Consider the following 12722-nt stretch of genomic DNA (forward strand, 5'->3'; position numbering starts at 1 on the left):
ACTACTGAAATATCAATATTATTGTAGTAAATGTAAAGTATTTTTTGAAATATTTTAAGAAGAAAATTCCCTAGGTGAAATTATTTTTTTGAAGGCAAAAAAAAAGAATTATTTACGTCTTTCAATAAAGAAACGTTTCATTAAATCGGCTGCTTCATTTGCCATAATTCCTGAAACAACGGTTGTTTTTGGATGCAATTTTGTTCCCATTGTCATAAAACCACGTTGTTCGTCTCTGGCTCCAAAAACAATTTTAGAAATCTGACTCCAATACAAAGCTCCGGCACACATTTGGCAAGGTTCGAGTGTAACATAAAGTGTGCAATCTTTCAGATATTTTCCGCCTAGAAAATTTGCAGCAGCGGTTATTGCCTGCATTTCGGCATGAGCCGTAACATCATTTAACAATTCCGTTAGATTATGACTTCTAGCGATTACTTTATCTGCAACGACAATTATAGCCCCAACAGGAATTTCGCCTTTATCAAAAGCCATTTCAGCTTCCTGCAAAGCTTTTTTCATGAAGTATTCGTCGGTGAAAGGATTTATCATAATTGCAAAAGTAAGTTTTTTGAAATAATTTTCCCTGAATTCAAATATCAATAAAACCTCAACTTTCAACTTTTGAGTAATTCAATAAATTAATCGCCTCAAAAAAGCGATTAATTTGAGGCGATTAGCACAGATAATTGCCTCATTTTTTTTATACTAAATTATTTTATTAAAAGTTTTACTATTTATTTTTATTACATTTAAATATTGAAATTCGAAAAATGCACAAAAAATACAAATTATCGATTCCTGAACCTTGTATAGAAAACTGGGACAAAATGATTCCAAACGAAAAGGGTCGTTTTTGTATGAATTGTGCTAAAACAGTTATTGATTTTACCGAAATGTTGCCTGAGGAAATTCAGCATTTTTTTATGCAAAATCATGACAAAAATATCTGTGGAAGAATAAAAAAGTCTCAATTAGATTCTATAACAATTCAAATTCCGAGTAGTATTATTTATACTCAAACTCATTATCATAAAATGTTTTTACTGGCGTTGTTTATTGCCATGGGAACTACTTTGTTTAGCTGTCAGGATAAAGACGGCAACAAACAAAAGATTGACAAGATTGAAGTAATTGAAGATTCTCCTGTTGTAAAAACAACTTCTAACGAGAAACATGAAGTAAATAATAAATCATCAAAAGTTAGCGATACAAAAATAACAAAACGTAAACACTTCTCTGCTCGTAAAAAAGAAATAACACTCTTTATCTCAGAAACAGGATCTGGAGAAGCGATATCGAATGTAAATATTTATGAAGAAGACACCATAACTTATGGAGGCATGGCAATTGATATTTTGCCTGATTATCCAGGAGGAATAAATATATTTTATGAAAAGTTTAAATCAGAATTTAAAATACCTAAAAAGCTAAAGAAATCTACCGGTGTAATAAAATTGTCTTTTGTCATTGAGAAAGACGGAAAACTAAATGAGCTAAAAGTTATTGAAGATCTAGGTTTTGGAACTGGAGAAGAAGCTATTCGGGCTGTGGAAAAATTTATAAAATGGACTCCGGGAGAAATCAATGGAAAAAAAGTCAGAACTTTTTACGACATGCCTATTACACTTGAGCTTGATACTCTGAATCCGAAAAAAAGAAAAAGAAAATTCTCAAAAATTACCTCAATGCAAATTTTTCAGACCAGAGAAAGTAAGGAACAAACTGAATTAACTTTAAAACAATAAATTACTGCTAGTGAGATTTTTTTACAAAGTAGTTCTTGGTATTTATTTTTTATTACATTTATTTTCTGATATCTAGAAATGGAAAGAAAACACAAACTAACGATTCCGGAGCCATGTCACGAAAATTGGGACAAAATGACGCCAAAAGACAATGGTCGTTTTTGTATGAATTGTTCTAAAACTGTTGTGGATTTCACATCAATGCTGCCAGATGAAATTCAGCATTTTTTCATTCAAAATCAAAATAACAAAATCTGCGGAAGGTTTAAAGATGAACAATTAGAAAATATAACAATTCAAATTCCGAGTCAGGTTTTATATACACAAACGCAGTATCATAAGATGTTTTTATTGGCTTTGTTTATTGCGATGGGAACAACTTTGTTTAGTTGTGCTGATAAAGACGGGAACAAAAATAAAATTGACAAAATCGAGATTGTTGACAATACAACGCAAAATCAAGATGAAAATGAGCCTGTTTCTTTCTGTTATGGACATCAAATCGAATCTAAAAAACAAAAACCGAAAAAAATTAGTAGTGGAATTACGATGGGCATGGTGATTCCTCCTGATTTAATTCAAACGGGAAGTTTTCACTATCACATTATATACAACTCAAATGATTTAGATGTTTTGCCTGTTCCCGAAGACGGGATGAAAAAGTTCTATAATTATTTCACCACAAATTATGTCGCTCCAAACAAAACAAAAAAATTTAAAGGAAAAATATCTATTGTATTTGTTGTAGAAGAAGATGGCAGTTTGAGTAATTTCAACCTTGATAAAAATACGCCGAAAGAAATAGGTGAAGAAGCTATTAGAGTTTTAAAAATGGCACCAAATTGGATTCCAGGAAAGCTAAAAAACAAAATCGTCCGATCAACTTACGTTTTACCAATTACAATTTAACAATGAATAACAAATACAAACTAACGATTCCGGAACCTTGTCACGAAAATTGGGACAACATGGTTCCAAACGAAAATGGTCGTTTTTGTATGAATTGTGCTAAAACGGTTATTGATTTTAGAGCTATGTTACCAGATGAAATACAACATTTTTTTATTCAAAATAAAAATAAAAGTATTTGCGGAAGATTTAAAAATTCTCAATTAGACTCCATAACAATTCAAATTCCAAGTCAGGTTTTATACACACAAACGCATTATCATAAAATGTTTTTATTGGCATTGTTTATTGCTATGGGAACTACATTGTTTAGTTGCCAAAATGAAGATGGGAATAAACAAAAAATTGAAAAAGTAGAAGTTGTCGAAGATTATTTACCGAAAGTTCCTGACAAATCAAACAGTAAGGACAGTATAACTGAGCCACCTCCAATTATTTCTCGCAAAAGCATTTCTGTAATGATTAACGAATCTCCTGGCTCTGTTTCAGAATACATTGGCAATAATTTTAGTGAAACTCAAGGTGGACTTCCGCCTATTGATTATATCGAGACAATCCCCGATTATCCGGGCGGGTTTGCAAGATTTACTGACTTTATTAAAAATGAATTTCAGATTCCTAAAAAAGCCAGACGTAGTACGGGAGAAATTGAGGTTTCTTTTGTAATCGACAAGGTTGGAATTTTAAATCAAATTAAGGTTTTTGATAATATTGGTCATGAAACCGGAGAAGAAATAATTAGGGTTTTACAAGAATCTAAAAAATGGAACCCTGGTATAGTTAACGGAAAAGGAATTTCAACTGTTATTCGATTGAAAATTGTTTTAGAGAAAGACAGCTTAAATACTGAAAGAAGAAAAAGGAAACTTTCAAAAATAGTTTCAATCAATCTTGTTAACGACAACGATAACCGTATAAGCCAAACAAATTAAATTTTAATCATGGAAAGAAATTTTAAAATAACAATTCCAGAACCTTGCCACGAAAACTGGAACAAAATGAATCCAAACGAAAATGGTCGTTATTGTTTAAGTTGTTCTAAAACTGTTGTTGATTTCACATCAATGCTACCAGATGAAATACAGCATTTTTTCATTCAAAATCAAAACAATAGAATTTGTGGAAGGTTTAAAAATGAACAATTAGATTCTGTTACGATTCAAATTCCAAAACAGGTTTTACATACACAAACCAATTATTACAAAATGTTTTTATTAGCATTATTTGTAGCCATGGGAACAACTTTGTTTAGCTGTCAGAATAAAGAAGGAAAGAAACAGAAAATAGATAAAGTCGAAGTTGTTGAAGATACTACTCAAACGCCACATGCAACCGTTGGGATTTCTCTGCCAGAAAAAAATAACACAAACGACACTCTGTTGCCGCCTCCACCACCGCCAAAAGTTGATCAGGTTAAATTTGTGAAAAAGCCTGTAAAGAATACTGAAAAAGAAAAACCTGCAAAGATTAATTCTAAAAAAGTTGTCGAAGACGAAAGTTCATTTGTTACGGGCGCAGTTATGCAAACAAATGCAGAATTCCCGGGTGGCATTGATCGATTTTATACCTTTTTTGCAAAAGAATTTAAAAACCCTGATAATGCAAGTGCTGAAAAACTCAAAATTAGAATCTCATTTGCAGTAGAAAAAAATGGCTCTGTATCTTATCTTCAATCTGAACCTGTAATTGAACAGCCTTTGGAAAAAGAAATCATCAGGGTTTTAAGTTTATGCCCTAAATGGGAACCAGGGACGTCAAACGGAAAAAAAATCAGGATGCAATATTCTTTACCAATTGTATTGTAATGCATCTCAGCAAAAAAATTAAATTTAAAACCGTAAATTTGCTTTTTACCATACAATGAAAAGCAACTTACTTTCTGACATATTCAATCCCGCCGATTTACGTTTATTAACCGAAGCGCAACTTCCTCAAATTGCTCAGGAATTACGTCAATTTATTATTGATGTTGTTTCGGTAAAAGAAGGTCATCTAGGCGCAAGTTTAGGTGTAGTTGAATTGACTATTGCTTTGCATTATGTTTTTAATACGCCCGAAGATTTATTGGTTTGGGATGTTGGACATCAGGCTTACGGTCATAAAATTTTGACCGAAAGAAGAGAAATTTTTCATACTAACAGACAAATTGAAGGTATTTCCGGTTTCCCAAAAAGAAGCGAAAGTGTTTATGATACTTTTGGTGTTGGACATTCTTCTACTTCCATTTCTGCTGCTTTGGGAATGGCGATTGCTTCTAACTTAAAAGGCGATTTCGACAAACAACATATTGCCGTTATTGGTGATGCTTCTATTGCATCCGGAATGGCTTTTGAAGGCTTGAATCATGCGGGAGTTACTGATGCTAATTTATTGGTTATTCTCAACGATAATGCTATTGGGATTGATCCAAGTGTTGGTGCGCTTAAAAAATATCTTACTGCTGTAAAAGAAGGAAAAAACCCGAAGAAGAATAATATGATCAAATCGTTGAATTTTGATTATTCGGGACCAATTGACGGTCATGATCTTCCTCTTTTAATCAAAGAATTAAATAGATTAAAAAACATAAAAGGCCCTAAATTTCTTCATATTGTTACCACAAAAGGAAAAGGCTTACAGCAAGCAGAAGAAAATCAGGTAAAATATCATGCTCCCGGAAAATTTGATGCTTCAACCGGAGAAATTATTTTAAAATCTGAAGAAAATTTACCTCCGAAATTTCAGGATGTTTTTGGTTTAACCATTTTAGATTTAGCCCGAAAAAACGAAAAAATAGTCGGAATTACACCGGCAATGCCTTCGGGAAGCTCTCTAAAATTTATGATGGATGAAATTCCAGAACGCGCTTTTGATGTAGGAATTGCAGAACAACACGCCGTAACGCTTGCGGCAGGAATGGCAACTCAAGGCATGATTGTGTATTGCAATATATATTCGACTTTTTTACAGCGTGCTTACGATCAGGTTATTCATGACGTGGCATTACAAAACTTACCTGTAATTTTTTGTTTAGACAGAGCTGGTTTAGTTGGCGAAGACGGCGCAACGCATCATGGCGTTTTTGATATTGCTTATTTGAGAACTATTCCAAATATGATAATTTATGCGCCAATTAACGAAATTGCGTTGCAAAACATTTTATATACGGCACAATTAGGTCTAAATCATCCTATCGCAATTCGATATCCACGTGGTCGAGGCGTTTTACCAAACTGGGAAGTAGAAAATTTCGGACAATATGAAAAAATTATTATAGGACAGGCTAGCGTCTTAAAACCCGGAACAAAAACGGCTATTTTATCAACCGGAACTATAGGAAATAATGTAACATTGGCGATCAATGAGCTGACCAATTCTGAAACTATCGCGCATTATGATTTTCCATTCATTAAACCACTAGACACCAACTTATTAAACACTATCTTACCTTCTTTCGAAAGAATAATTACTATCGAAGACGGTGCAATAAATGGTGGTTTTGGAAGTGCAATTTTGGAGTTTGCAGCAGCAAATAATTATAAAAACCACATTCAAATTTTGGGTGTTCCTGACATGTTTATTGAGCATGGAACAGTAAATCAATTACAACAATTGTGTAAAATTGACGTTAAAAGTTTGGTAAATCTTTTTTCAAACGCCACAAAATAATTATTTTGCACTACCAAAATTAAAATAAAATCCACCTAATGAAATTATTGCGTTCTACCCTTTTGCTTCTATTGCTATTGTGTACTTCAAATAACTTTGCTCAAATTATACAAACGACTTTAGATCCAAATCAATTACCAAAACTTCCATCAAACTGGACAAAGAAAAACCAATTAGGTTTTGACATTTCTGAAATTGCTTTTGTGAATTGGAGTGCCGGGGGAACAAGTTCTATTTCTGGTTTATTTAAAGGTGAATTTAACAGAACATATCAAAAAGGAAATCATAAATGGGTAAATGAACTTATCGTAAAATATGGTTTAAACAAGCAAGACGGAATCGAACTTCGTAAAACGGATGATGCGATTATGCTGAACTCAACTTACGGCTTTAGGAAAGATACCATCTCAAATTGGTATTACTCTGCTAAATACAACTTCAATACGCAATTTACAAACGGATATAATTATCCAAATAGAGATATTGCAATCTCTAAACCATTTGCACCGGCATATATCTTTTTAGGAGCCGGAGCTGAGAATTCAAACAAAGCCAAAAACAGAACTTTCTATTTCTCTCCAATAACTTTAAAAACAACATTGGTTCTAGATCAAGATTTGGCTAATCAGGGATCTTTTGGGGTTAGAAAAGCTATTTATGCACCTGATCCTAATGATCCTAATTCACAAATTTTAATCAAAGACGGACAAAAAATAAAAGCTGAGTTTGGTATTTTGCTAACAGCGTACACGAAAAACGAGATTTATAAAAACGTTTTTTACGAAAACAGGCTAAGCTTATACACCGATTATCTAAATAAATTTGGGAATGTCGATGTCGATTATGACACTCGTCTTGACCTTGTTGTTAATGCATATGTAAAAGCAAATATTGGTATACATTTAGTTTATGATGATGATATCAAAACTAAAAAAGATGTTGTTGACCCAACTACCGGAACAACTTCACAAGTAAACGACGGACCAAGAACCCAGTTAAGACAAGTTTTGGGCGTAGGTTTGGTTTATGCTTTTCAGTAAAAAAAAAATTAGTTTCAGGTTTTTCCTTAATGATAAACCTGACCAAAATATATCTTTTTTAATATTCTTTAAAACACATAAAAACCTAGGTTTCTATGTGTTTATTTTTTTATTATAAAATTTAATTGCTCTTTCTTCCGTTTATGGTTTCGAATAATTCTAAGGCATTTCCATCTGTCAACAACGAAACAAAATGGCAAATATGAAGCAATCTTTCGTATAAATTGGTTTTGTCTAAATGATGTTTTTCAGGCAACATTTTCAAAATCAATTTGTCATAATTTGATGCAGTTCCCTCATATTTATTATTAAAAGCAGTTATAAATTTATCCAACAAAGTCTGAATGATTTGATAACCTACAATTTCTTTCTCAACAACTTCTCGGCTTTGGTAAATTTTATCAACGCTTAATTTGATAATATCATCCATTTGCGCTTTGTATTTACTTTTATCCGTTAAGGCATAAGGAAATTTTCCGGCTAGAATTGCTTCTTCATTTTCAACAAAAACATCAACAGCATCGTTAATTAAAGCACCAATCGCCAAAGCACGCAAATAACTAATTCTATCTTCTTTAGTTTCTAACAATTTATATTTAGAAACTCCAATATTGTCTTTTACGAGTTTAATCAAATATTCTAATGCAAAATCCTCCGAAACTAAACCTAGATTTATTCCATCTTCAAAGTCAATAATTGTGTAGCAAATATCATCTGCCGCTTCTACTAGATAAGCCAACGGATGTCTTTCAAAACCTACGTCATCACCATCTTTATTGGCAATCATTCCCATGTCTTTAGCTACTTCCTCAAAAAATGCTTTATCAGTCTGAAAGAAACCATATTTTTTATCGGCAATATTATTCGTTGGTTTTTTAGGAAGACTTTCTTTTGGATACTTCATAAAAGCTCCTAATGTTGCGTACGAAATTCTAAGTCCTCCTTCGATTCCCGGGCGACTTGCCGAAAGTACCGAAAATCCATTTGCATTCCCTTCAAAATCAATCAAATCCTGCCATTGCTTGGCCTTTAATTGATCTTTGTATTTTAGTCCTTTTCCTATCGAAAAGTATTCTCCAATCGCTTTTTCACCAGAATGTCCAAAAGGTGGATTTCCTATATCATGCGCCAAAGAAGCCGCCGCTACAATAGCGCCAAAATCGTTCAGATGATAACCGTGAACTTCTTTTAAATGCGGGTATTTTTCGATGATTTTTTTTCCAACTAAACGCCCTAAAGAACGCCCAACAACCGAAACTTCTAAACTATGCGTTAATCTCGTATGCACAAAATCTGTTTTCGAAAGCGGAATTACCTGTGTTTTATCCTGCAAAGATCTAAATGCCGCCGAGAAAATAATTCGGTCATAATCAACCTCAAATCCTAATCTCGTATCGTCTTGTTCTACACGTAATCTTTTGCTTGTATCGCCTTGGCGTTTGAGTGATAAAAGTTGCTCCCAGTTCATTGTTCTATTTTAGATTGTAGATTATTGATTTTAGATTGAGGATCTAATCGATTATTTAAGACCTCAAAAATACATTTTATTTTAGGATAATATTCAATAAAAATGGGCTACAGATTAATTTGATTTAAGTTTTAATAGCCACGAATTCACGAATTATTTTAAACGTGATGATTTATGAAAATTCGTGAATTCGTGGCAAAAAAAACATTAAAATTCTAATGCTGTGCTATGTTTAATTTCCCCCATTACAAAAATACTGTTCGTATTTCCAATGTTTTCGATAGTTGATAATTTGTTCATTACAAAATCCTGATAACTAGCCATATCCTGAACCAAAATTTTGAGCATAAAATCATAGTCACCGGCAATATTGTAACATTCTATAATTTCCGGAAGTGCCACAATGTCTTTTACAAAATTACTTCCCACATTTCTTGCATGCTCTTTTAAGCGAACATTACAAAAAACGGTCATACCGCGATTCATTTTTTTCCTATCCAGCAACGCAACATACTTTGTTATATATCCATCTCGTTCCAACCTTTTTATTCGTTCATAAACTGGTGTTACAGTCAGAAATAATTTGCTTGCGAGATCTTTTGTATTAATATTTGAGTTCTCCTGAAGGTGTTTTAGGATCTGTAAATCGGTGTTGTCTAGATTTTCCATAGTATTTTTTACGGCCAAAATGCCTTTTAAAAGATTTTATCAGTAATATAATCTTCAATAAATCACTTTTAAAAGACTATTTACTTAAATAACAACCAAATATAAGTTTTAAAATCTAATACAATAAATTTGTTCAGTAAAAAAAACTGAATTAAAAATGAAAACAAATAATTTAGGTTACCCAAGAATTGGCAACAACAGAGAATTAAAAAAAGCCTCTGAATTGTATTGGGCAGGAAAAATTTCTGTTGATGAACTTATCGAAACCGGAAAAGATATCCGTCGTAGAAACTGGCATTTACAGTCAGAAGCCGGAGTAGATTTGATTCCGTCTAATGATTTTTCTTTTTATGATCAAGTGCTTGATTTGACTTTAACTTTAGGTGCAATTCCAGCGCGTTACAGCGAATTAGCAAAAACAAATTCGGCAATCGATTTGTATTTTGCAATGGCAAGAGGTGCACAAAAAGACGGTCAGGATGTTGTAGCAATGGAAATGACAAAATGGTTTGATACTAACTATCATTATATTGTTCCTGAATTTACAAAGAATCAAAAATTTGAATTGTTTTCAGAAAAAATAATCGATGAATTCAAAGAAGCAAATGCTTTAAAAATTGCTACAAAACCAGTTTTAATAGGGCCAATTTCTTATTTACTTTTAGGAAAAGAAAAAGAAGAAGGTTTTCACCGAATTGATCTTATCGATAAATTACTTCCTGTTTACTTCGAAATTTTCGAAAAATTACAAGCAGAAAATGTTGAATATATTCAGCTTGACGAACCTTTCTTAGCTTTAAACTTAACAGATAAAGAAAGAAACACTTTTACAAAAGTGTACAATGAAATCAACATTCGTTTCCCGAAAATCAAAATCATTCTCGCTAATTATTTTGATTGTTTTGGAGAAAACTTAGCAACAGCATTGGCTTTACCTGTTGATACTTTCCATTTAGATTTAGTTCGTTGTCCTTTGCAATTGGATGATATTTTAGAATCCGGAAAACTAAATTCAACAGTAAATCTTTCTCTTGGAGTTGTTGACGGAAGAAATATCTGGAAAAATGATTTCAAAAAATCTTTAGATTTAATTCAAAAAGCAACTGATGCTTTAGGTGAAAACAGAATTTTAGTTGCGCCATCTTGTTCTTTAATTCACAGTCCTTGCGATTTAGATTTAGAGACAAACGACGCTACTTTAACCCCTGAAATTAAACAATGGCTGGCTTTTGCTAAACAAAAAATCAACGAAATTGTTATATTAAAAAAATTAGCTTCTAACGAAATTGATATTAAAAACTCTATCGATTTTGAAAGAAATAGAATTGCAAATGACAATCGTAAAACTTCAAAATTGATTCATAATAATGAAGTAAAAACAAGAGTTGCTAATATTACTTCGGCTGATGACAAGCGTAAAAGCACTTTTGCTATCCGAAGAAAAAGCCAGATTGAAGCTTTAAATCTTCCTTTGTTTCCAACCACAACAATTGGATCTTTTCCTCAAACAGCTGAAGTGAGAAGCTGGAGAGCGAAATTTAAAAAAGGTGAATTATCAACGGAAGAATACAATGATTTAATCGAAAAAGAAACTGAAGCTACAATTCGTTTTCAGGAAGAAACCGGAATAGATGTTTTGGTTCACGGAGAATTCGAGCGTAACGATATGGTGGAGTATTTTGGAGAGCAATTATCCGGTTTTACTTTTACCAAAAACGGTTGGGTTCAGAGTTACGGAAGCCGTTGCGTGAAACCTCCGGTTATTTATGGTGATGTTTCAAGACCAAACCCAATGACGGTAAAATGGTCGAAATATGCGCAATCTTTAACTCCAAAATGGGTAAAAGGAATGCTTACAGGACCTGTTACTATTTTGCAATGGTCATTTGTTCGTAATGATCAGCCTCGTTCTGAAACTTGTACACAGATTGCTTTGGCAATTCGTGACGAAGTAGTTGACTTAGAAAAAGCGGGAATCAAAATTATTCAGATTGATGAACCTGCTATTCGCGAAGGTTTGCCTTTGAGAAAAGAAGAATGGGCAAATTATTTGGATTGGGCTGTAAAAGCTTTCCGAATTTCGGCTAGTGGAGTTCTTGATGATACTCAAATTCACACGCATATGTGTTACAGCGAATTCAACGATATTATTCAGAATATCGCTGATATGGATGCTGACGTAATCACGATAGAATGTTCACGTTCGCAAATGGAGCTTTTAGATGCTTTTGCCAATTTTAAATATCCAAACGAAATTGGACCTGGAGTTTATGACATTCACTCACCGCGTGTACCTTCAAGTGCCGAAATGGTACGTTTGTTAGAAAAAGCTTCTGCTGTTATTCCGGTTGATCAATTATGGGTAAATCCTGATTGTGGTTTAAAAACACGTCATTGGGATGAAACCAAAAAAGCTTTAATCGAAATGGTTGCAGCAGCTCAGGAAATGAGAGCAGCTGTTGAAACCAATGTAAATTAATTATTTTAGTTAGATATATTTTTGTTTTTTAGTGCCAACATGTGGAGTCGAAATTCTTGTAGTTAGGATTTAGTTTCGACTTCACTAATGTTGGTATTTTGTTTTTTATTGTATTTACGGAACCTCAACAAAAATCTGTTTTCCGTCTTATTAATACTGTTTTATACGAAAAGATTCATATGGGGTTGAGAATTTTACTTAGGTATTTTTTTAGTGTAAAGTTCAATTTTTTCTATTCCTTTTTTTAAAATATATTCTAATTGTTCATCTCCATAACACTTTCGAGATTCTTTTCGTAATATCTCATTTGACTCATAAAACTCTAATAGATAAGCTATATCTGTTAAAATGTCATTTAACTCCTCTTTTTTAATAGAATGATCATCCCAAACTATATTTTGAAATTTTTTTACATATAGTACTCTTTCATTTCCTGACATTAACAATGCTTTACAAAGAATTTCTTTTAATTTTTTTAATAACATAGTATTATTTTATTGGAGCCATTCTTGTTTTTAACTAATTTTTTACTGCTCTTTGCGACTGTTGTTATTGTTTTGATAGTATTTCAGCTTAATGCAGTGTTTAGACCGTCAGAGCGGAATTATATTACGTGATTATTATTAGCATAATGATATGCTGTAATTGCTATTTAATATCATTATCCTAAACACATTAAAAGTCAAAACACTTTGAAAAACTAACTCTAAAATCATAATTATTTTTTTTCAAATTAAATAAATTCAAGAAGAGCTAAAGAA

Annotated in this window: 11 protein-coding genes; 7 read left to right on the top strand and 4 right to left on the bottom strand. The window is 32.5% G+C overall.

Annotated features, from left to right (window positions below):
* Positions 1 to 108 precede the first annotated feature (108 nt).
* The gene (locus C8C83_RS06120; RefSeq protein WP_041516481.1) at positions 109 to 552 is read right to left on the bottom strand and encodes a nucleoside deaminase; all 444 of its coding nucleotides are present in this window, start codon (positions 550 to 552) and stop codon (positions 109 to 111) included.
* A gap of 221 nt (positions 553 to 773) precedes the next feature.
* Here C8C83_RS06120 and C8C83_RS06125 point away from each other — a divergent pair, with 221 nt between their 5' ends.
* The 6 genes from C8C83_RS06125 to C8C83_RS06150 all read left to right on the top strand — a co-directional run bounded on the left by C8C83_RS06125 (position 774) and on the right by C8C83_RS06150 (position 7345).
* A complete protein-coding gene (locus C8C83_RS06125; protein WP_121327058.1) occupies positions 774 to 1748 on the top strand; it encodes an energy transducer TonB in 975 nt (324 codons plus the stop codon).
* Positions 1749 to 1826: 78 nt separating this feature from the next.
* Positions 1827 to 2657, top strand: coding sequence for a hypothetical protein (locus C8C83_RS06130; RefSeq protein ID WP_121327060.1), 831 nt, complete (start codon positions 1827 to 1829; stop codon positions 2655 to 2657).
* A gap of 2 nt (positions 2658 to 2659) precedes the next feature.
* The gene (locus C8C83_RS06135) at positions 2660 to 3589 is read left to right on the top strand and encodes a hypothetical protein (protein ID WP_121327062.1); all 930 of its coding nucleotides are present in this window, start codon (positions 2660 to 2662) and stop codon (positions 3587 to 3589) included.
* A gap of 9 nt (positions 3590 to 3598) precedes the next feature.
* Entirely contained in the window at positions 3599 to 4462 is an 864-nt protein-coding gene (locus C8C83_RS06140; RefSeq protein WP_233566014.1) for a hypothetical protein, read from the top strand.
* A 55-nt stretch (positions 4463 to 4517) separates the two neighbouring features.
* Positions 4518 to 6305 (top strand): 1-deoxy-D-xylulose-5-phosphate synthase, encoded by a 1788-nt coding sequence (locus tag C8C83_RS06145; RefSeq protein ID WP_121327064.1) that lies wholly within the window; start codon positions 4518 to 4520, stop codon positions 6303 to 6305.
* Between the two features lie 38 nt (positions 6306 to 6343).
* A complete protein-coding gene (locus tag C8C83_RS06150; RefSeq protein WP_121327066.1) occupies positions 6344 to 7345 on the top strand; it encodes a DUF3078 domain-containing protein in 1002 nt (333 codons plus the stop codon).
* Positions 7346 to 7466: 121 nt separating this feature from the next.
* Here the strand turns inward: C8C83_RS06150 and C8C83_RS06155 are convergent, their stop codons facing one another.
* Positions 7467 to 8813 carry a deoxyguanosinetriphosphate triphosphohydrolase gene (locus C8C83_RS06155; protein WP_121327067.1) on the bottom strand — a complete coding sequence of 449 codons (1347 nt, stop codon included), beginning with the start codon at positions 8811 to 8813 and terminating at the stop codon, positions 7467 to 7469.
* Between the two features lie 207 nt (positions 8814 to 9020).
* Positions 9021 to 9482, bottom strand: a complete 462-nt coding sequence (locus C8C83_RS06160; RefSeq protein ID WP_121327069.1) for an Lrp/AsnC family transcriptional regulator — start codon at positions 9480 to 9482, stop codon at positions 9021 to 9023.
* A 157-nt stretch (positions 9483 to 9639) separates the two neighbouring features.
* On the opposite strand from C8C83_RS06160, the gene metE reads away from it, so the two are divergent.
* Entirely contained in the window at positions 9640 to 11961 is a 2322-nt protein-coding gene (gene metE / locus C8C83_RS06165; protein WP_121327070.1) for a 5-methyltetrahydropteroyltriglutamate--homocysteine S-methyltransferase, read from the top strand.
* Positions 11962 to 12155: 194 nt separating this feature from the next.
* Here metE and C8C83_RS06170 read toward each other — a convergent pair whose 3' ends face one another.
* On the bottom strand, positions 12156 to 12446 hold the full coding sequence (locus C8C83_RS06170) for a hypothetical protein (protein WP_132011691.1): 291 nt from the start codon (positions 12444 to 12446) through the stop codon (positions 12156 to 12158).
* Positions 12447 to 12722 lie beyond the last annotated feature (276 nt).

The sequence above is a fragment of the Flavobacterium sp. 90 genome (assembly GCF_004339525.1).
Lineage (GTDB): Bacteria > Bacteroidota > Bacteroidia > Flavobacteriales > Flavobacteriaceae > Flavobacterium.